This window comes from Bradyrhizobium amphicarpaeae, from assembly GCF_002266435.3.
In the GTDB taxonomy this organism is placed as follows: Bacteria; Pseudomonadota; Alphaproteobacteria; order Rhizobiales; family Xanthobacteraceae; genus Bradyrhizobium; species Bradyrhizobium amphicarpaeae.
In genome coordinates this window covers 6,556,018-6,574,349 of the sequence record NZ_CP029426.2, presented here as the reverse complement: position 1 = coordinate 6,574,349, position 18,332 = coordinate 6,556,018, and the positions used below count along the sequence as shown (strand labels likewise).

20 protein-coding genes, 1 tRNA gene and 1 pseudogene are annotated in these 18,332 nt (G+C 64.9%); 15 read left to right on the top strand and 7 right to left on the bottom strand.

Annotated features, from left to right (window positions below; translation table 11 throughout):
* Positions 1 to 22 precede the first annotated feature (22 nt).
* The 4 genes from CIT40_RS30845 to CIT40_RS30830 form a co-directional block, all read right to left on the bottom strand.
* Positions 23 to 757, bottom strand: coding sequence for an SDR family NAD(P)-dependent oxidoreductase (locus CIT40_RS30845; protein ID WP_414645380.1), 735 nt, complete (start codon positions 755 to 757; stop codon positions 23 to 25).
* 30 nt (positions 758 to 787) lie between these two features.
* Positions 788 to 1,570 carry an alpha/beta fold hydrolase gene (locus tag CIT40_RS30840; protein ID WP_094893048.1) on the bottom strand — a complete coding sequence of 261 codons (783 nt, stop codon included), beginning with the start codon at positions 1,568 to 1,570 and terminating at the stop codon, positions 788 to 790.
* A gap of 4 nt (positions 1,571 to 1,574) precedes the next feature.
* Positions 1,575 to 2,870, bottom strand: coding sequence for an O-acetylhomoserine aminocarboxypropyltransferase (locus tag CIT40_RS30835; protein WP_094893047.1), 1,296 nt, complete (start codon positions 2,868 to 2,870; stop codon positions 1,575 to 1,577).
* A gap of 194 nt (positions 2,871 to 3,064) precedes the next feature.
* Positions 3,065 to 3,856 carry an IclR family transcriptional regulator gene (locus CIT40_RS30830; RefSeq protein ID WP_094893046.1) on the bottom strand — a complete coding sequence of 264 codons (792 nt, stop codon included), beginning with the start codon at positions 3,854 to 3,856 and terminating at the stop codon, positions 3,065 to 3,067.
* Between the two features lie 126 nt (positions 3,857 to 3,982).
* On the opposite strand from CIT40_RS30830, the gene CIT40_RS30825 reads away from it, so the two are divergent.
* Genes CIT40_RS30825 through CIT40_RS30800 form a run of 6 tightly spaced genes read left to right on the top strand, consistent with a single transcriptional unit; the run spans position 3,983 to position 8,598 of the window.
* Positions 3,983 to 4,948 (top strand): Bug family tripartite tricarboxylate transporter substrate binding protein, encoded by a 966-nt coding sequence (locus tag CIT40_RS30825; protein WP_094893045.1) that lies wholly within the window; start codon positions 3,983 to 3,985, stop codon positions 4,946 to 4,948.
* A 3-nt stretch (positions 4,949 to 4,951) separates the two neighbouring features.
* The gene (locus tag CIT40_RS30820; RefSeq protein WP_094893044.1) at positions 4,952 to 5,569 is read left to right on the top strand and encodes a flavin reductase family protein; all 618 of its coding nucleotides are present in this window, start codon (positions 4,952 to 4,954) and stop codon (positions 5,567 to 5,569) included.
* Between the two features lie 55 nt (positions 5,570 to 5,624).
* Positions 5,625 to 6,485: a fumarylacetoacetate hydrolase family protein gene (locus CIT40_RS30815; protein WP_094893178.1), complete on the top strand. Its 861-nt coding sequence runs from the start codon at positions 5,625 to 5,627 to the stop codon at positions 6,483 to 6,485.
* Between the two features lie 3 nt (positions 6,486 to 6,488).
* Complete coding sequence (gene hpaH / locus CIT40_RS30810; RefSeq protein ID WP_094893043.1) at positions 6,489 to 7,292, top strand: 2-oxo-hept-4-ene-1,7-dioate hydratase; 804 nt, start codon at positions 6,489 to 6,491, stop codon at positions 7,290 to 7,292.
* A gap of 25 nt (positions 7,293 to 7,317) precedes the next feature.
* Positions 7,318 to 7,710, top strand: coding sequence for a RidA family protein (locus CIT40_RS30805; protein WP_094893042.1), 393 nt, complete (start codon positions 7,318 to 7,320; stop codon positions 7,708 to 7,710).
* Between the two features lie 12 nt (positions 7,711 to 7,722).
* Positions 7,723 to 8,598 carry an amidohydrolase family protein gene (locus tag CIT40_RS30800; RefSeq protein ID WP_094893041.1) on the top strand — a complete coding sequence of 292 codons (876 nt, stop codon included), beginning with the start codon at positions 7,723 to 7,725 and terminating at the stop codon, positions 8,596 to 8,598.
* A 192-nt stretch (positions 8,599 to 8,790) separates the two neighbouring features.
* Here CIT40_RS30800 and CIT40_RS30795 read toward each other — a convergent pair whose 3' ends face one another.
* On the bottom strand, positions 8,791 to 9,798 hold the full coding sequence (locus CIT40_RS30795) for an LLM class flavin-dependent oxidoreductase (protein ID WP_094893040.1): 1,008 nt from the start codon (positions 9,796 to 9,798) through the stop codon (positions 8,791 to 8,793).
* 262 nt (positions 9,799 to 10,060) lie between these two features.
* On the opposite strand from CIT40_RS30795, the gene CIT40_RS30790 reads away from it, so the two are divergent.
* The 3 genes from CIT40_RS30790 (at position 10,061) to CIT40_RS30780 (ending at position 11,841) form a co-directional block, all read left to right on the top strand.
* A complete protein-coding gene (locus CIT40_RS30790) occupies positions 10,061 to 10,564 on the top strand; it encodes a peptidase associated/transthyretin-like domain-containing protein (RefSeq protein WP_094893039.1) in 504 nt (167 codons plus the stop codon).
* A gap of 12 nt (positions 10,565 to 10,576) precedes the next feature.
* Complete coding sequence (locus CIT40_RS30785; protein WP_094893038.1) at positions 10,577 to 11,215, top strand: ferric reductase-like transmembrane domain-containing protein; 639 nt, start codon at positions 10,577 to 10,579, stop codon at positions 11,213 to 11,215.
* 149 nt (positions 11,216 to 11,364) lie between these two features.
* On the top strand, positions 11,365 to 11,841 hold the full coding sequence (locus CIT40_RS30780; RefSeq protein ID WP_094893037.1) for a cyclic nucleotide-binding domain-containing protein: 477 nt from the start codon (positions 11,365 to 11,367) through the stop codon (positions 11,839 to 11,841).
* 1,077 nt (positions 11,842 to 12,918) lie between these two features.
* On the opposite strand, the gene CIT40_RS30775 is transcribed toward CIT40_RS30780, so the two are convergent.
* Both CIT40_RS30775 and CIT40_RS30770 read right to left on the bottom strand, forming a co-directional pair.
* Positions 12,919 to 13,269, bottom strand: coding sequence for a RidA family protein (locus tag CIT40_RS30775; RefSeq protein ID WP_094893177.1), 351 nt, complete (start codon positions 13,267 to 13,269; stop codon positions 12,919 to 12,921).
* Positions 13,270 to 13,343: 74 nt separating this feature from the next.
* A tRNA-Thr gene (locus CIT40_RS30770) sits at positions 13,344 to 13,418 on the bottom strand.
* 317 nt (positions 13,419 to 13,735) lie between these two features.
* On the opposite strand from CIT40_RS30770, the gene CIT40_RS30765 reads away from it, so the two are divergent.
* The 6 genes and pseudogenes from CIT40_RS30765 to CIT40_RS30740 all read left to right on the top strand — a co-directional run.
* Positions 13,736 to 13,924, top strand: coding sequence for a hypothetical protein (locus CIT40_RS30765; protein ID WP_094893036.1), 189 nt, complete (start codon positions 13,736 to 13,738; stop codon positions 13,922 to 13,924).
* 25 nt (positions 13,925 to 13,949) lie between these two features.
* A complete protein-coding gene (locus tag CIT40_RS30760; RefSeq protein ID WP_094893176.1) occupies positions 13,950 to 15,656 on the top strand; it encodes an FAD-dependent oxidoreductase in 1,707 nt (568 codons plus the stop codon).
* A 127-nt stretch (positions 15,657 to 15,783) separates the two neighbouring features.
* On the top strand, positions 15,784 to 16,092 hold the full coding sequence (locus CIT40_RS30755) for an EthD family reductase (RefSeq protein WP_094893035.1): 309 nt from the start codon (positions 15,784 to 15,786) through the stop codon (positions 16,090 to 16,092).
* A 292-nt stretch (positions 16,093 to 16,384) separates the two neighbouring features.
* Positions 16,385 to 16,894 (top strand): hypothetical protein, encoded by a 510-nt coding sequence (locus tag CIT40_RS30750; RefSeq protein ID WP_162307753.1) that lies wholly within the window; start codon positions 16,385 to 16,387, stop codon positions 16,892 to 16,894.
* Positions 16,895 to 17,022: 128 nt separating this feature from the next.
* Entirely contained in the window at positions 17,023 to 17,847 is an 825-nt protein-coding gene (locus tag CIT40_RS30745) for an alpha/beta fold hydrolase (protein ID WP_094893033.1), read from the top strand.
* An 83-nt stretch (positions 17,848 to 17,930) separates the two neighbouring features.
* Positions 17,931 to 18,275: pseudogene (locus CIT40_RS30740) on the top strand (epimerase); the annotation flags it as partial.
* Positions 18,276 to 18,332: the final 57 nt, after the last annotated feature.

The window sequence follows — 18,332 nt, the reverse complement described above, 5'->3', positions numbered from 1 at the left end:
GCGCCGTAGGTGTCAGGCTGGCCTAGTTGAACGCCATGCCCCCGCTCAACGCGATGGTCTGCCCGGTCATGTAGGCATTGTCGACCAGCAGCATCACCGCCTTCGCCACCTCATCCGCTGTTCCGAAGCGACCGAGCGGGATGCGGCTGACCAGCTGGGGCTGCCCGCTCATCATGTCGGTTTCGATCAGCGAAGGCGCCACCGCATTGACGGTGATGCCGTCCTTCACCAGCCGCGCCGCATAGCCTCGCGTCAAACCCTCCATGCCGGCCTTCGACGCATTGTAGTGCGGGCCGATCGACCCGGCGCCGCGCGCGGCACCGGAGGAGATGTTGACGATGCGGCCCCACTTTTTGGCGCGCATCGAGGGCAGCACGGCCTGCGTGCACAGGAAGACGGATTTCAGATTGACCAGGATAGTGCGGTCGAAATCCTCCTCGGTGAGATCGTCGACGCCGCGCGTGATCGCGATGCCGGCATTGTTGACAAGGATGTCGATCGGCCCGAGCCCGGCCGTGACGCGCTCGATCATATCAGCGACGGCCTCGCGCTGCGAGACGTCGGCGGCGACAACGCTGGCACGGCCGCCCTGCTTGACGATCTCGCCCGCCACCTGCTCGGCCTGTCCGAGCTGCTCGCGGCAGTTGATCGCGACGGCCGCGCCTGATGCGGCGAGCGCACGACAGACGGCTGCGCCGATCCCGCGCGAGCCGCCGGTGACGAGCGCCGTGCGCCCGTTCAAACTCTCGCTGATCATGGGAACTCCTATCGATCCTGGTTGATCCGCTCAGCCTCTCAACGCCGCCAGCAACTCGTCCGGGCGCTCGGCCATGATCATGTGACCCGCGCCCGGCACGATGACGGTCTTCGCATGCGGGATCGCCGCGGCGAGCGCCTTGCCTGCCTTCGCCGGCGTCATCATGTCCCGTTCGCCGAGGATGAGGGTCGTCGGCACCTTCACGCCCGCGGCGGCTGTCAGCGCATTCGCGTAGGCATTGCAGGCCGACAGGTCCCTGAACAGCACGTTCGGCTCGCAAGCCTTCAGCACCGCCTGCGCGCCGCCATGCATCCACAGGCCCGGAGCGAGGCTGCCGCCGAGCTCGGCGTTGAAGCCGAGGCCCCAGATCGAGACCATGTCGTTGGCATCCTGCGAATTGGCTTCTGCGGCCTTCAAGAGATCGGGGCCGACCGTCATGGTCGCGGCCGTGCCGATCAGGCTGAGTGCGGAAACCTTGTCCGGATGTCGCGCGGCGGTCTCCAGCGAGATCAGCGATCCCATGGAATGGCCGATCAGATGCGCCTTCGCGGCTCCCGCCGCATCGAGCAGCGCCGCGGTCCAGTCGGCCATCTCGGCAATGCTGCCGAGCGAAGGCCCGCTGGAGTGGCCATGGCCGGGAAGATCCGGCGCCAGCACGCCGAACCCATGATGGGCGAACCAGCGCGTATGCAGCGCCCAGGTCGAATGGTCGAAGCCGGCGCCGTGGAGGAAGACGACCGCAGGCAGCGACTTGTCGAAATCGCGGCCGCCGGTTGCGACGAACACCTCGGCGCCGTTGACGGAAAGCTTCATGGTGTCAGACCTTCTGCGAGATGCGCAGCGCCTGCGCGAGATCGTCGATGATGTCGCTTGCCGTCTCGATGCCGACCGACAGACGCACCAGCTCCTCGCCGATGCCGGCCGCCTTGAGCTGTTCGGCATCCATTTGCTGATGCGTCGTCGATGCCGGGTGGATCACCAGCGTCTTGGCGTCGCCGACATTGGCGAGATGGCTGATCATGCGCAGGCTTTCGATGAACTTGCGGCCCGCCGGCCGCCCACCCTTGATGCCGAAGGAGATGATCGAGCCGGCGCCGCGCGGCAAGAGCTGCTTGGCGAGCTGATAGTCGGTGTGCGTCTCCAGCGAGGGGTGCAGCACCCAGTCCACGGCCTTGTTGGACTGCAGTGCTTCCAGCACCAGGTGCGTGTTCTGCATGTGGCGATCCATCCGCACGCCCAGCGTCTCGACGCCCTGCAGCAGCTGGAACGCATTGGTCGGCGACAGGCAGGCGCCGAAATCGCGCAGGCCCTCGGTGCGTGCGCGCATGATGAAGGCCGCGGTGCCGAACTGCTCGTCGAAGACGATGCCGTGATAGCCGCCATAGGGCTCGGTCAACACGGCGAACTTGCCTGACGCGCGCCAGTCGAAGCGGCCGCCGTCGATGATCGCGCCGCCGATCGCGATGCCATGGCCGCCGATCCATTTGGTCGCCGAATGCATGACGATGTCCGCGCCGAGCTCGATCGGGCGGCTGAGATACGGCGTGGCAAAGGTGTTGTCGATCAGCAGCGGGATCTTCGCCTCATGTGCGATCGCCGCGACCTTGGGAATGTCGAGCACTTCCAGCCCGGGATTGCCGATGGTCTCGCCGATCACGAGCTTGGTGTTGGGCTTGATCGCCGAGCGGAACGCGTCGAAATCGCGCGGCTTGACGAAAGTCGTGGTGATGCCGAAGCGCGGCAGCGTGTGTGCCAGCAAATTGATGGTGCCGCCATAGAGCGAGCTCGACGCCACGATGTGATCGCCGGCATTGAGCAGTGTCGCGATCGCCAGATGCAGCGCGGCCATGCCGCTCGCAGTGCAGATCGCGCCGACGCCGCCTTCGAGCGCAGCGAGCCGCTCCTCCAGCACGCCGGTGGTCGGGTTCGAGATGCGCGTATAGATGTGGCCGGCGCGCTCCAGGTTGAACAGCGCCGCGGCGTGATCGGAATCCTGGAACACATAGGACGTGGTCTGGTAGATCGGCACCGCGCGTGCCCCGGTCGCGGGATCCGGATGCTGGCCCGCATGCAGGCTCAGGGTCTCGAAAGCGGGCGGCTTTGGCGCGGGCATGCATGGCCTCGTTGGTCGGTCGGCGGAGGGGGCGTTGTGCCATAAAAATGCGGGGGACGTCAGCCCATTGAGCACTCACAAGAGGTCGTCATGCCCGGGCTTGTCCCGGGCATCCACGTTCTTTTGCATCGCGGCGCGAGGCGTGGATGGCCGGGACAGGCCCGGCCATGACGCTGCCATACCCATGGCGAAAACTAACCCCCGATCGCCTGCTCGATGGTCCGCGCCTCGCGCAGCAATATCTCCGCGACCTCCTGCTCGCGCCTTGGTCCAAGCCTCGTCCTGACCGCCGAGACGGTGATGGCTGCAGCCGGTCGCCCGTCCGGGGTCTTGATCCAGGTCGAGATCGATTTCGTCCCCTGCACGAGGCCGATCTCCCTCAGGCCGTATCCCAGCCGTCGCGCGGCGGTGACCTCGCCGAGGACGGTTGCCACGTCGGTCTTGTAGGCCTCGAAGCGCTTCTCGTTCGCTGCAACGATCTTTCGCGCTTCCGGCGCCGGCATCGCGGCGAGGATGGCGACGCCGGCACTGGAGACGCCGAGAGGCCGCCGCGCGCCGACCTCGATCGACAGCACCTGGATCGGATAGATTCCGATCCTGCGATCGACGCACAGCGTGTCGTTGCCGGTGCGCACCGTCAGGAACAGCGTGTCACCGATTTCGGTGGAGGCACGTTGCAGTGACGGATTGGCGGCGATCAGCAGCCGCGACGGCCGCGGCCGTGCCAGCGCCAGCTCCGGCACCTGGTTGCCGATCGCGTAGCGGCCGGTCCGCTCGTGCCGCTCGACGATGCCTTCCTCGATCAGCACGTGGACGATGCGATGCACGGTTGGTCGCGTGAGGCCGGTTGCCTGGATCACCTCGGCCAATGGCACACCGTCCTCGCGGCCTGCGGCAAGAATGCGCAGCACGGCGATCGCGCGCCGGATCGCCTGCGCGCCCTGCCGCGGTGCCATCGCGTTGCCGGCGAATCTCGTCTTGTCCATAATATGGACAAGAACGCCACAATTCGCTCGACAGGACAAGCGCGCATCTGGAGATTGCGGCTCAATCGAGTTGCCGTGCGCATCGCCGCACGCGACGTGTGTAGGAAGCGCTGCCGGGAGGTTAACATGAGATTAATCGCAATTGCCATAGCCGCTGTAACTGCGATTCTGGCGGGCCCCGCATCGGCCCAGCAATGGCCGGCGCGCAGCGTCAAGCTGATCGTGCCCTATCCGGCCGGCGGCAATGTCGACAGCGCGGCGCGCATCGTCGCCGACAAGCTTCAGGAAAAGCTCGGCCAGCCCTTCATCATCGAGAACAAGGCCGGCGCCGGCGGCATGATCGCGGGCGAAGCGTTCGCGAAGTCGGCGCCCGACGGCTACACGCTGTTCGTCGGCGCCAACGGCCCGGTGCTGTTCGCGACCGAGATCAACAAGCGCGAAGCCTATAATTGGAAAAAGGACTTCATGCCGATCTCCACGATCTCGATGACGCCGCTGGTGCTCGAGGTGCATCCGTCGGTGCAGGCCAATACTTTCAAGGAATTCATCGACCTCGCCAAGCGCGAGCCTGGCAAGCTGACGATGGCCTCGCCCGGCCCCGGCACGACCAATCATCTGCTCAGCGAGCTGATGCAGGAGAAACTCGGCCTGCAATGGGTTACCGCGCATTATCGCGGCAACGCGCCTGCCATCAACGATCTGCTCGGCGGTCAGGTGCAGTTCGCGTTCGACCAGCTCACCGTCAGCCTCCAGCACATCAAGGCCGGCCTGTTCCGCGCGCTCGCCGTCACCAGCCCGCACCGGTTGAAGTCGCTGCCCGACGTGCCGACCTTTGCCGAACTCGGCTACAAGGACTTTGACGGCCAGACCTTTACCGGCCTGTTCGCCCCGGCCGGCACGCCGGCGCCCGTCATCGACAAGCTGCACGAGACGCTGGCTGCGATCCTGAAGGACCCCTCCGTGGTCGACAAGTTCGAAAAGCTCGGCGGCGAGGCCGTCGCGATGACGCCGGACGAATTCAAGGCCTATCTTGAGCGCGAGGACGCCAAGTGGATTCCGGTGGTGCGCAAGGCCAACATCAGGGCGGATTGATCGATGCGGATCGATCCGACCGAACTCGGCGCCGAGCGCATCTATCGCCTGATGACCGGCATCGTGGTGCCGCGTCCGATCGCCTGGGTGACCAGCCTGTCGCGAAGCGGCGTGCTCAACCTCGCCCCGTTCAGCGCCTTCACCTTCGTCTCGCAGAAGCCGCCGATGCTGGCCATCAGCGTCGGCCGCAAGGGCGCCGACTACAAGGACACTGCGCACAACATCCTCGATACCGAGGAATATGTGATCCACATCGCCGATACACCGCTGATGCAGGCCTTGCACGACTCATCGGTCGAGCACCCGCCTGAAATCAGCGAAGTCGAGCATCTCGGGCTGGAGACGATTCCGAGCGAGCGCATCAAGGTGCCGCGGTTGGCCGCCGCGCCCGTCGCGATGGAATGCCGCTTCCGGCAGTGCCTGGAATTCGGCGAGGCCAAGAGCCGGCTGATCGTCGGCGAGGTCGTGATGTTCCATCTGCGCGACGGCCTCGTCAACGACGGCAAGGTCGAGACCAAGGCGCTCGATCCGATCGCCCGCATCGGCGGTCCCCGCTATGCCAGCCTCGGCGAGATCGTGACGCTCAACACCGTCTTCCAGACGCCCAAATCGAAAGACTGAGCGCGCGGGCCGGTCGTCCGGCCCAGCCGCCTCAACATCATCGGAGGAAATGACGATGCGACTCCTGAGCTATCTCCTGGACGGCGAGCCGCGCTATGGCGCCGCCGTCGAAGGCGGCGTGGTCGACCTAACCAGGCGGATCGGCCGCGACTTCTCCGACGTGAAGGCGCTGATCGCGGCCAACGCGCTGTCCGATGCGCAGGAAGCGATCGCCGGACAAAAGCCGGACTATAAGATCGACGATCTCGTCCTGTTGCCGCCGGTGCTGGCGCCGGAAAAGCTGTGGTGCATCGGCGTCAACTATGCCGAGCGCAATGCCGAATATAAAGACAATTCGGACCTGCCCAAATATCCGAGCCTGTTCGTGCGGAACATGTCGTCGATGACGGGATCCGGCCAGCCGCTGGAGAAGCCCAGGGTTTCCGAGCAGCTCGACTACGAAGGCGAACTCGTCATCGTGATCGGGCAGGGCGGCCGTCATATCCCGCGCGAAAAGGCGTGGTCGCACATCTTCGGCATGACGCTGTGCAACGAGGGCACCATTCGCGACTGGCTGCGTCACGGCAAGTTCAACGTCACGCAAGGCAAGAATTTCGATCGCTCCGGCAGCATCGGTCCGTGGATCGTCACGTCGGACGAGCTCGACCCGCGCGGCCCGCACGACATCGTCACGCGCGTCAATGGCGAGGTGCGGCAGCAGGACTCGACCGAGCGGCTGATGTTCCCGTTCGATTATTTGATCTCCTATCTCTCGACTTTCGCGACGCTGAAGTCCGGCGACATGATCGTGACCGGAACGCCGACGGGGGCGGGCGTTCGCTTCGATCCGCCGCGCTGGCTCAAGGTTGGCGACGTCGTCGAGGTCGAGTCGCGCCGCATCGGCGTGCTGCGCAACACCGTCGCCGCGGAGCAATAGGCCATGCTCGATGCCGCCACGATCGAACGCCTTGCCGCGCGCCTGGACGAGGCCGAGCGCACCAAGACGCTGATCCCGATGTTCACGAAGGACTATCCCGATTTCGCGATCGAGGATGCCTATGCTGTCCAGCGCGCCTGGACCAAACTCCAGCTTGGCCGCGGCCGTGTCATCAAGGGTCACAAGATCGGCCTGACCTCGAAGGCGATGCAGAACGCCGTCGGTATCTCGGAGCCCGATTACGGCGTGCTGTTCGCCGACATGTTCTATGCCGACGCGACGCCCATTCCGTTCGACCGTTTCCACGCGCCGCGCATCGAGGTCGAGCTCGCCTTCGTGCTGAAGGCGCCGCTGCGCGGTCCCGACTGCACCATCTTCGACGTGCTCAACGCCACCGATTACGTCACGCCCGCGCTGGAGATCCTGGAGACGCGCATGCACCGCGTCGATCCCGAAACGGGCAGGACGCGCAAGGTGATGGACACGATCTCGGACAATGCGGCGAATGCCGCTCTCGTGCTCGGCGGCCGGCCGTTCCGCCCGATGGATGCGGATTTGCGCTGGATCGGCGCGCTGCTGTTCCGCAACGGCGAGGTCGAGGAGACCGGGCTTGCCGCCGGCGTGCTCAACCATCCCGCCAATGGCATCGCCTGGCTCGCCAACCGCCTCGCGCCGCATGACGAGCATCTCGCCGCCGGTGAGGTCGTGCTGGCGGGATCGTTCACGCGGCCGGTCGACATCCGACGCGGCGATACCTTTCATGCCGATTACGGCGCCTTCGGCTCGGTGTCGTGCCAGTTCGTCTGAACCAGCAACAAACAGGGAGCGCACCATGAGCGGTCAATCGCGGCGCAAGAGCATCCACATTGGCGGCTTCAAGCACGCCAACCCGATTCCGAACGCCAGCCGCATCGGCAATCTCGTGATGTCGGGCGTCATCCTCGGCCGCGATAACGCCGGCGTGATGCCGGAGAGTCTCGACGCCCAATGCGCCAACATGTTCGCGCACATGAAGGCGACGGTGGAAGCCGCCGGCGGCACCACCGACGACATCATCAAGATGACGGTGTGGCTGAAGGATCGCGGCAACCGCGGGCCCATCAATGTCGAATGGCTCAAGATGTTTCCGGACGAGCATTCCCGGCCCGCGCGCCATGCGCTGCCGATGGACAACATGGACGGCGGCGCGCTGGTGCAGTGCGACTTCACCGCCGTGATCGACTGAAGGAGCTTTCGCATGCCGACCTATCTGCCGTTCGATCCCAATCCACGCCGCCCGAGCAAGGCGCCGCCGCCGAAAACCGTCGACAGCCAGTTTCACGTGCTGGGTCCGATCGAGAAATATCCCGAACGTCCCGGCGCTGCCTATCGGATGCCGACCGCGACCTGGGAAGCCGCGCTACGCATGCATAAGGCGCTCGGCATCGAGCGCGGCATCATCGTGCAGACCACGACCTACGGCGCCGATCATGCCGTCGTGCTCGACGGCCTCGCCGCGATGGGCCCGAACTATCGCGGCTGCGCCAACGCACTGGTGTTCGCGGAGGCGGACGACGCCTATCTCGCAAAGCTGCATGATGCCGGCGTGCGCGGCGCGCGCTTTAGCTTTCGCCAGGAGCTTGGCGCCGTGCTGTCGGATGCGGATTTCGCCCGTGCGATTGCGCGCATCCGCGAGCTCGGCTGGTACGCCAAGATCCAGCCGGAGAAGGACGGCATCGTGTCGAGCGTCGCCAAATACGAGAATCTCGACGTGCCCGTGCTGATCGACCACATGGCGCGGCCGGATCCCGAAGCCGGCAAGAACGATCCGAACCTGCGCAAGATGCTGGAGCTGCTGGCCAAGGGCAATTTCTGGGTGATGCTGTCGCTCGGCGAGAAGACCTCGAAGGCCGGGCCCCCTTACGACGACGTGATCCCGATCGCACGCGCCTATATCGAGGCCGCAATCGACCGCTGCGTCTGGGCCAGCGACTGGCCGCATCCGGTCTCCGTCAAGCAGCCGCCGAACGACGCCGATTTGCTCGAGTTGATGTACCGCTACGTCGCGGATCAGACGGAGCTGGAGAAGATCCTGGTGCACAATCCGGCAAAACTGTTCGGCTTTCCGGATTAGAGCGCGAGACGATTAAGCCTGGTCGCAAGCACAGGCGCAGCGCGCTCCCTCTCCCGCTTGCGGGAGAGGGCTGGGGTGAGGGCTCTCACCACCAGGGGATTTCCTACGCAGGTCTCGGCAATCCCATTGTGGAGACACCCTCTCCCCAGCCCTCCCCCGCAAGCGGGGGAGGGAGCGGACCTCCGCTCTCGCTCACACCGCCGGCTGCTTCGCCAGCCGTTCCCGCACCCCGGCCGCGATCTCGAACGAGTGCAGCCGGGCGGCGTGATCGTAGATCTGCCCGGTGGTGATCAGTTCGTCTGCGCCTGTCTCGGCGATCAGCGCCGCCAGCTTCTCTTCCACCACATCGGGCGAGCCGACCGCGGAGCAGGACAGCGACTGGGCGACCATGGCCTTCTCCGCCGGCGACCACAGCGCGTCCATGTCATCCACCGGCGGCGGCAGCGGGCCCGGCGTGCCGCGGCGCAGATTGATGAACTGCTGCTGCAGCGAGGAGAACATCCGCTGCGCCTCCGCGTCGCTGTCGGCGGTAAACACGTTGACGCCGATCATCGCATAGGGCTTGTCGAGCTGCGCCGAGGGCTCGAAGCGCGCGCGATATTCGCGCAGCGCCGGCATCATCATCTGCGGCGCGAAATGCGAGGCGAACGCGAACGGCAGCCCCAGCATCGCGGCCAGCTGCGCGCCGAAGGTGCTCGATCCCAAAATCCATAGCGGAACCTTGGTGCCCATGCCTGGCACGGCGCGAATCGTCTGGTTCGGCTGCACGTCGCCGAGCAGCGCTTGCAGCTCCAGCACGTCATGCGGAAAATTCTCCGATGCCGTCGCGAGGTCGCGCCGCATCGCCCGCGCGGTGAATTGGTCGGTACCCGGCGCGCGCCCGAGCCCGAGATCGATCCGCCCGGGATAGAGCGAGTCCAGCGTGCCGAACTGCTCGGCGATGACCAGCGGCGAATGGTTCGGCAGCATGATCCCGCCGGAGCCGACCCGGATCGTCTTCGTTCCGCCCGCGATGTGCCCGATCACCACCGACGTCGCAGCGCTCGCGATGCCTGTCATGTTGTGATGCTCGGCCAGCCAGAACCGCTTGTAACCCCAGGCTTCCGCATGCCGGGCGAGATCGAGCGAATTGCGGAACGCTTGCGCGGCGTCGCCGCCTTGGCGGATCGGCGCGAGGTCGAGCACGGAGAAGGGGATCATGGGGGTACCGATGCGAAGGAGCTATGCCAGCCTATGTAGTGTCGGGGCGCAGGATAGGTAGAGCGCTTGCGAAACCCATCATCTTCTCCGTCCAACACTACGCGTTTGGTCGCTTCCGCTCGACCCTTCCTCGAAGCTGCCCGCGCGACCGTTCACAACAGCGTTATTGCGGCCAGTGGCGCCTTTCGCCGCAACTGGGCGTTTGGCGTTCGCTGCTGTATCGTTGGCGTGGCCATCGCGTTGGCCGCCAGGAGGAACCGACATGACCATGGTCCTACTCAATCGCCGCAACATGCTCGTCGCCGGCGGCAAGGTTCTGGTGAGCGGAGCTTTGGCGGCCGTCGTGCCCGGCCTCCTCTCGCCGGCCCGCGCCGACGGCCTCGCTCCGACCGAATCGATGTCGGGCGGCGCCAATAATTACCGCAAGGGTGCGGCGGTCGTGGATCGCATCGGCAAGGGCGGCTTCTGGATGAGCGGCACCGTGCGCCGCGCCGGTGACGGCGTGCCGCTCGCCGGCCAGCGTATCCAGATCTGGGCGCACACGGTCGAAGGCCAGGAGCACGAGCCGCAGAGCCACGGCGCCACGCTCACCGACAAGGACGGCAGGTTCCGGCTCGAGATGCCGCAGATCATTCCGATCTTCGGCCAGCCGCACGGCCACCTCGCCTATGACAGCGGCGAGTTCAAGACCGTGTTCCTGCGGCCGGTCATGCGGAGTGCCAAGGAAAGCAGTCTCGAGGCACATTTCGTCCTGCAGCCGACCTGATCGGGCCGGCGAATGACGGGTTGGAGATCGGCGCGGGTGATCCTGGTCTGGGTCGCCATTGCCCTGGCGATCGGCGTGCCGGTCGCACTGGCTGCGACAAGCGAGCAACTCGCGTGGCGCGGGCCGGTCTACATCCTCGCCGGATTCGCGGGGATCGTCGCGCTCGGTCTCGTGCTGGTGCAGCCGCTATTGACCGGCGGCTATCTGCCGCCGCTGTCGGCCTATCGCGGCCGGCGCGCCCATCACTGGATCGGCGGTGCGCTGGTGCTGGCCGTATTGGTCCACGTCGCCGGCCTCTGGATCACCAGCCCGCCCGACATGATCGACGCCTTGACCTACACTTCGCCGACGCCGTTCTCGCCCTTCGGCGTCACCGCGATGTGGGCCATCTTCATTGTTGCGCTGCTGGCGTCCCTGCGCCGGCGGTTGGAGCTGCGGCCGCGAACATGGCGCTTCATTCACATGCCGCTCGCGATCGTCATCGTCGCGGGCAGCGTGGTCCATTGCCTCCTGATCGAGGGAACGATGGAGACGATCTCGAAGGCCGTGCTGTGCGTGCTGGTGGTCGCAGCAACTGCAAAGGTCATGATGGACCTGCAGGTGTGGCGCAAGCGAAGGACGCTGCGCGAGGAGAGTGGTGCGCGGCAGTGACACGGCCGCGCCGAGACTCGTAGCCCGGATGAAGAGAAGCGCAATCCGGGACGACTGCGTCCGTAGTTGACGGCCCCGGATTACGGTTCGCTTCGTCCGGCCACGCAGCTCTGCTTGCCGCCCCCATTGACGCGGCGTAACTTCGCACCATGACCGTCCCCGCCCCCGATCTGAAAGCGTTCCTGCTCGCGACGCCGTTCTTCGGCGGCCTTTCGGACGGAAGCCTCGATCTCCTGATCTCCATGCTGGTCGAGCGCAGCTTCGAGGCAGGCAGCATTGTCGTGTCGGAAGGCGAGCCGGGCCGCTCGATGTTCATCGTCAAATCCGGCCGCCTCGCGGTCAGCAAACGGACGAAGGCGGGCCGCGTCATCCCGATCTCCGTGCTGCAGCCCGGTGACTTCTTCGGCGAGATGACGCTGATCGAGATGCAGAACCGCTCAGCAACGGTTATCGCGGAAAGTCCGACGCTGCTGTACGAGCTGACCGCGCAAAATCTCTACGCCTGTTACAAGGCCGACATCCACGCCTACGTCATCGTGCTGCAGAACATCAATCGCGAGCTGTGCCGGCGGTTGCGGCGGGCAGACGATCGGTTTGCGCGGCGCGCGGCGGATAACGACAATTGATCGTGCGTAGGATGGGATGACGGAGGTCTCTCAACTCTTCATTGCGAGGAGCCCTTGCGACGAAGCAATCCAGAGTCCTTCCGCGGAAAGATCCTGGATTGCTTCGCGGAGCCTGTCATCGGGCCGCGCTTCGCGCGGACCCGTTGGCTCGCAATGACGGAGTGCGCCGCTCGCTTGCGGACAATCCGCCCGTCCCGCAAGCCCGCGCCCTGATACGGCTACAGCAGCGCCATCGAGTGCAGCGAGTTTCTATGAAAGCCGAAGGCAACGATGCCGGAGAGAAGCAGCGCAGTCCCGGCCACGATCAGGCAAAACGCAAGCACTCTGGAAGCCTCTGGTTCGTCATCAATGACAAGGACGATAATGGATAAAATTTTACCGACAATCGAAAGGAAAAATTAACCTTACCGGTTGAGCCCGATCGCGACCCGTCGGGCAAAACGCCTAAATCCCGTCAATCCCCCACCGCAAAAATATTCTACTTTATCGAAATTCGGAATTGCGGCATATTCCCGCCATCCCGGCCCGAGGAGAGGGGCGATCGTACGTCGCAACGAACGTGGGTCGGGGTGCGGTGGACGCGGCTGCGTCGGGCACGGCAAGGCGGGACCAGGGCGGGTGAACCTCGTGAGGTCCTTCTCCGTGTGACGAACGGCGCCGTCGCGTACGGCTAAACCATGTGGTCCTGGCTGTCGTTGCTACAGCCAAGCCTTCGCGAAGATGCATCGGCCAACCGGACGTGTGCATCGGTTTTCGCGGAGGTGACGGAGGCCAGAAGGAATTCGGCTCCGGGGAGAGCAGGCATAGGCCGTCAACCCATCACGCAGGGAAGGCCGGGTGTTTTCCGGCCCACCTGTCGTCCGCTTGCGCATTTGCGTGTGCAAATTCTTCGCGCAGCGCGTCATGGGTGCCAGCCGGCACCCGGTCTTCCCTGCGCTCTCTTCACAAGAGAGGGCGAAAGAGGAGAGTAAAACTCGGGCGATTCATGCCGCGAGAACGCTGCTTCATGTGTGAATACAGACATGTGTGAATACAGAAATGACTGAGGCGTCGCGCCTCGGCGATGTCGCCGGAGTATCACTTGCGGGCGGCGATCGCTGTCAGCTCCAGCTTGACGCCCGGGCCGAGATCCGCAACGCCGACAGCCGCACGCGCCGGCAGATGGTCCGCGGTGAAATAGCGCTTCCACACCTCGTTGAATACAGCCTTGTCAGCGAGTTCGGCCATGAAGATCGTCACCTGCAGAACGCAGGAGAGATCGGAGCCGGCGCCATCGAGCAGGGTCTTCAACTGGCGCAGCACGTCGTCGGCCTGGCCCGTCATGTCGAGCCCCGCATCGTCAGGGACGATGCCGCCGATATAGAGCACGCCGTTATGCTCGACGATCTCGTGGAGCAGTCCTTCATAGGGCAGAGAACGGGTGATCACGATCGCATCCGTGGCTATTGCGGGCTCGCTGTCAAAGGCAAGGCTTTTCAACAGGGCTCGCTTCGATGGGAAAATGGTGCTGCCAGACAGGATTGAACTGTCGACCTCTCCATTACCAATGGAGTGCTCTACCACTGAGCTACGGCAGCATGTGCTGGTGAAGAATCGGGCGCCCGACGGGGCGCTACCAAGCGGGGCGATATCTGCCACAAGCCCCCCTCCTGTGCAAGCTTGCTAGGCCGGTCAAACCGAGAAAATCGGGTCGATATCGGGGCCAAAAGGTACGTTTCGGCGCGAAACTGCCGACTTTCCGGCGATTCGGGTTCCGAAATCCCCCGCCAACTGGTCAGTTGCTCCAAGCATCGGATTCGATCCATTTCGCGTTTCGCACGAATGGATCGCGCTCGCCTCTTGAGCTGTTGCCATTCGGTGGCATCCTGCCGCCGATCGCTGATATGGACCCGGCATGGCCGACGAGACCGACAAGAGCACGAACCAGGCGAGGACGTCCCGGGACGACCGCCTGAAATCGGCGCTGCGCGAGAACCTGAAGCGGCGCAAGCTGCAGGCGCGCGAACGCGCCGCGGGTACGGAGCCCTCGCAGAATGAAGATGGTTCCCTAAATGAGGGGGCCGCCGGCAAAGCCGGCACTTGAGAAATTGGAATGAGCGAGCATGACGATGGGGCAGAACGGCCAGCAAGCAACTGACGGTGAGGCGCGGATGTCGCGCTTCATCCGCCCCGAGCAGACCTTTCCGACGCTGACGCCCGCCGAGATCGAGCGCATCAGGCATTTCGGCGAAGTCCGCAGCTATGCCGACGGCGAGTTCCTGTTCGAGACCGGAAAGCCCGGGCCCGGCATGTTCGTGGTGCTGAAGGGCCATGTCGCCATCACCCAGCGTGATGGTCTCGGCCACGTGACCCCTGTCATCGACCAGGGACCGGGGCAATTTCTGGCCGAGCTCAGCCAGCTCTCGGGACAGCCGGCGCTCGTCGACGGCCGCGCCGAGGGCGATGTCGAAACGCTGCTGTTGCCGCCGGAGCGGTTGCGTGCGCTGCTGGTCGCTGAAGCGGAACTCGGCGAGCGCATCATGCGCGCGCTGATCCTGCGCCGGGTCAATCTGATCCAGGACGGCATGGGCGGTCCGGTGCTGATCGGTCCGTCGAACTCCGCCGGCGTGGTGCGGCTGCAGGGCTTCCTCACCCGCAACGGCCAGCCGCATCATCTGCTCGATCCCGCAAGGGATCGTGATGCCGCCGAGGTCATCGCGCGCTATTCACCGAAGCCGGAAGACTGGCCGCTGGTCGTTGCCCCCAACGGCGCCGTGCTGCGCAATCCCAACGAGACCGAGCTTGCCCGCGCCATCGGCATGATCGGCGGCGCCAAGGACGATCGCGTCTATGACGTCGCAGTCGTCGGCTGCGGCCCGGCCGGGCTCGCCACCGCCGTGTACGCAGCGTCGGAAGGATTGTCCGTCGCGGTGCTCGACATCCGCGCCTTCGGTGGCCAGGCCGGCGCCAGCGCGCGCATCGAGAACTATCTGGGCTTTCCGACCGGCATTTCCGGCCAGGCCCTGACCGCGCGCGCTTTCACCCAGGCGCAGAAATTCGGCGCCGACATCATGATCCCCGTGACGGTGAAGTCGCTCGACTGCACGCGGCATGATGGAGCGTTCGCGGTGGCGATCGACGGCAGCAGCCCCTTGCGTTCGCGTTCGGTCGTGGTCGCAAGCGGCGCACGCTATCGCCGGCCGGAGATCGCGAACCTCGACAAGTTCGAGGGACGCGGCGTCTGGTACTGGGCGTCTCCCGTCGAGGCGAAGCTGTGCGCCGGCGAGGAGGTCGCGCTGGTCGGTGCCGGCAATTCGGCGGGCCAGGCGGCCGTGTTCCTGTCGGGTCACGCCAAGAAAGTCCTGATGATCATCCGCGGCGGTGGCCTCGGGGCCAGCATGTCGCGTTATCTCATCGAGCGCATCGAAGCGACGCCGAACATCGAACTGATGTTCAACACCGAGATCAGTGCGCTCGAGGGCGACGAGGCCGCGCTGCTGCGGCGCATCCGCTGGAAGAGCCGGCTGTCCGACGACGAGGATTTTGCCGACATCCGCAATCTGTTTCTGTTCGTCGGCGCCGATCCCGCCACCTCCTGGCTCGACGGCTGTGGCGTGACGCTCGATCGCGGCGGCTTCGTCGTGACCGGCGCGCAGTCCGAGCAGAACCAGGGCAGGCTGGTGGCGCCGCTCGAGACGTCGGTGCCCGGCGTCTATGCCGTCGGCGACGTCCGCTCCGGCTCGGTCAAGCGGGTCGGCGGCGCCATCGGCGAGGGCGCCCAGGTCGTGGCCTCGCTGCACGGCTATCTCGGCGACGCCGCAAAACCGGCGCTTTGAGCAACGAGAAGTCAAGCGAATGGCAAGTCGAATGAGGCTTGCCATGACGCCGCGTCATGCGTGACTATCGCCTCGTCGCTAAGCCAATCGCGCGCGGAAAGAACAAACATTCCCAAGGGAGGATTAAATGGCCGAACTCGTCGTGCTCTACAAGACGCCCAAGGATGCTGCCGCCTTCGACAAGCATTATGCCGAGACCCACATTCCGCTCGCCAAGAAACTTCCCGGCTTGAAGAACTACGCGGTCAGCACGGGCGCGGTCGGCTCCCCCGCCGGACCGTCGGGGATTCATCTCGTCGCCATTCTCACCTTCGACAGCGTGGGCGACATCCAGAAGGCCTTCGGCAGCGAAGCGGGCAAGGCGGCTGCAGGCGACGTGTCGAAATTTGCGAGCGGCGGTGCCGATCTGCTGATCTTCGACACCAAGGACGTGTGAGATTTCGATTCAACTTTCGTCGAAGATATCGTAGCCCGGATGGAGCGCAGCGCAATCCGGGACAACGGCTTCCGCTCGCGAGAGCCCCGGATTACGCTGCGCTCCATCCGGGCTACAAACCACTGCCGTCGTTTGTGACAGCGGTGCAAAAAATTCAGCCAATGCGTTTTTCGATTCGCACGATGACGCATGGCTGGGCACCTGCATGTGACGTCAACGCAGGTGGCAATCCCATGAGGGTCGTAATACTAATCTCCTGAATTTTAATTCCGGACGATCAGGAGACGATGTCATGGTCCTTGGCTTGAGCTTGCCCGCCTTCACGATGGTCCATGTCGTCATCAGTCTGATCGCCATCGCGGCCGGGCTCGTCGTGATGTTCGGCCTGCTCGGCTCGAAGTCGATGCCGGGCCTGACCGCGATCTTCCTGGCCTTCACGATCCTGACCAGCGCCACCGGCTTCCTGTTTCCGTTCGAGAAGCTGCTGCCGTCGCACATCATCGGCATCATCTCGCTGGCGCTGCTCGCGATTGCCTGCTTCGCGTTGTATGCCATGAAGCTCGCGGGCGCCTGGCGTCCGGTCTATATCGTGACCGCGATGATCTCGCTGTATTTCAACGTCTTCGTGCTGGTCATCCAGTCGTTCCTCAAGGTGCCGGCGCTGGCCGCGCTCGCGCCGGCGGTGGCGCCGGCGCCGCCGTCGGGGCCGGTGTTCGCGGCGGTGCAGGGCGTCGTGCTGGTGTTCTTCGTCGTGCTCACCATCGGCGCCTGGCGCCGCTTCAAGCCGATGGCATTTGCCTGATCACACGATTCTCAAGGTCTCGGTCGATGCGTGGCGTCGCATTCGGGATCCCGCGCGATTATCTGCGCAATGTCGGCGCGTGCCTGATCACGCGCAACGCAACCGAGCTTCATTGAGAGAGAGCGATCATGCCCACCATCACCACCAAGGACGGCGTCGAGATCTTCTACAAGGATTGGGGCAGTGGCCAGCCGATCGTGTTCAGCCACGGCTGGCCGTTGTCGGCCGACGACTGGGACGCGCAGATGATCTTCTTCGCCAACAACGGCTATCGCGTCATCGCCCATGACCGCCGCGGCCATGGCCGCTCGTCGCAGGTTTCCGACGGCCACGACATGGATCACTACGCCGACGATCTCGCGGCCGTCACCGCGCATCTCGACCTCAAGAACGCCATCCATGTCGGCCATTCCACCGGCGGCGGCGAAGTCGTGCACTACATCGCCCGCCACGGCGAGAGCCGGGTGGCGAAGGCTGCGATCCTCTCCGCCGTGCCGCCGCTGATGGTGCAGACCGCGGCCAATCCCGGCGGCCTGCCGAAGAGCGTGTTCGACGACCTGCAGAAACAACTCGCCGCCAGTCGCACGCAATTCTATCGCGATCTCCCCGCCGGCCCGTTCTACGGCTACAACCGTCCCGGCGCCAAACCGTCGGAAGCGGTGATCCAGAATTGGTGGCGCCAGGGCATGATGGGCGGCGCCAAGGCGCATTACGACGGCATCGTCGCGTTCTCGCAGACCGACTTCACCGAGGATCTGAAGAAGATCACCGTGCCGGTGCTGGTGATGCATGGCGACGACGACCAGATTGTGCCCTACGCCGATTCCGGGCCGCTGTCGGCCAAGCTGCTGAAGAATGGTACGCTGAAGACCTACAAGGGTTTCCCGCACGGCATGCCGACCACGCACGCCGAAACCATCAACGCCGACCTGCTGGCGTTCTTCAAGGCGTAAGGCGCCTCACGTCAAGATCGCCCTGATCGCAAGGAAACGCCGACCGGTGTATCCTTGCGACAGGGCGGTCGCTGCATGAGCTCGGCGCCGGCACGGATTCCACCGAGCAGGGATCGCGAATGTGGGCGCGGATCAAGGGCAGGACCGAGAACGACCTGCTCAAGCTGGCGTTCAGGGCTGCCTGCATGTTCCGGCCCGGCGCGATCCAGCCGCTGCACGGCGCCCGGTCCAAGACCGCCTGGGTGCAGGCGGTCGATGCCGCAACCGGGCCACTCTGGTCGGTGCTGCGCCGGATCTCGCCGCGGCTGGTGACCTCGACCGAGCAGATCGACCGCACCATGATCCGGGTCGCCCGCGAGGGGTATCCGCGGAAGGTGCTGGAGATGGCGGATATCAATAGCCTCCAGCCTGCCGGCCCGTTAGTTTGAGCGGAAATATCGCGGCCCGCGCGCGTTGAGGCCTGTCCACCTCCAGAGGAGAAAGCG

Excerpts from the sequence above, each read along its gene's own strand:
- CIT40_RS30845 (WP_414645380.1), bottom strand. The coding sequence starts at position 757 with ATGATCAGCGAGAGTTTGAACGGGCGCACGGCGCTCGTCACCGGCGGC.
- CIT40_RS30840 (WP_094893048.1), bottom strand. The coding sequence starts at position 1,570 with ATGAAGCTTTCCGTCAACGGCGCCGAGGTGTTCGTCGCAACCGGCGGC.
- CIT40_RS30835 (WP_094893047.1), bottom strand. The coding sequence starts at position 2,870 with ATGCCCGCGCCAAAGCCGCCCGCTTTCGAGACCCTGAGCCTGCATGCG.
- CIT40_RS30830 (WP_094893046.1), bottom strand. The coding sequence starts at position 3,856 with ATGGACAAGACGAGATTCGCCGGCAACGCGATGGCACCGCGGCAGGGC.
- CIT40_RS30825 (WP_094893045.1), top strand. The coding sequence starts at position 3,983 with ATGAGATTAATCGCAATTGCCATAGCCGCTGTAACTGCGATTCTGGCG.
- CIT40_RS30820 (WP_094893044.1), top strand. The coding sequence starts at position 4,952 with ATGCGGATCGATCCGACCGAACTCGGCGCCGAGCGCATCTATCGCCTG.
- CIT40_RS30815 (WP_094893178.1), top strand. The coding sequence starts at position 5,625 with ATGCGACTCCTGAGCTATCTCCTGGACGGCGAGCCGCGCTATGGCGCC.
- hpaH (WP_094893043.1), top strand. The coding sequence starts at position 6,489 with ATGCTCGATGCCGCCACGATCGAACGCCTTGCCGCGCGCCTGGACGAG.
- CIT40_RS30805 (WP_094893042.1), top strand. The coding sequence starts at position 7,318 with ATGAGCGGTCAATCGCGGCGCAAGAGCATCCACATTGGCGGCTTCAAG.
- CIT40_RS30800 (WP_094893041.1), top strand. The coding sequence starts at position 7,723 with ATGCCGACCTATCTGCCGTTCGATCCCAATCCACGCCGCCCGAGCAAG.
- CIT40_RS30795 (WP_094893040.1), bottom strand. The coding sequence starts at position 9,798 with ATGATCCCCTTCTCCGTGCTCGACCTCGCGCCGATCCGCCAAGGCGGC.
- CIT40_RS30790 (WP_094893039.1), top strand. The coding sequence starts at position 10,061 with ATGACCATGGTCCTACTCAATCGCCGCAACATGCTCGTCGCCGGCGGC.
- CIT40_RS30785 (WP_094893038.1), top strand. The coding sequence starts at position 10,577 with ATGACGGGTTGGAGATCGGCGCGGGTGATCCTGGTCTGGGTCGCCATT.
- CIT40_RS30780 (WP_094893037.1), top strand. The coding sequence starts at position 11,365 with ATGACCGTCCCCGCCCCCGATCTGAAAGCGTTCCTGCTCGCGACGCCG.
- CIT40_RS30765 (WP_094893036.1), top strand. The coding sequence starts at position 13,736 with ATGGCCGACGAGACCGACAAGAGCACGAACCAGGCGAGGACGTCCCGG.
- CIT40_RS30760 (WP_094893176.1), top strand. The coding sequence starts at position 13,950 with ATGGGGCAGAACGGCCAGCAAGCAACTGACGGTGAGGCGCGGATGTCG.
- CIT40_RS30755 (WP_094893035.1), top strand. The coding sequence starts at position 15,784 with ATGGCCGAACTCGTCGTGCTCTACAAGACGCCCAAGGATGCTGCCGCC.
- CIT40_RS30750 (WP_162307753.1), top strand. The coding sequence starts at position 16,385 with ATGGTCCTTGGCTTGAGCTTGCCCGCCTTCACGATGGTCCATGTCGTC.
- CIT40_RS30745 (WP_094893033.1), top strand. The coding sequence starts at position 17,023 with ATGCCCACCATCACCACCAAGGACGGCGTCGAGATCTTCTACAAGGAT.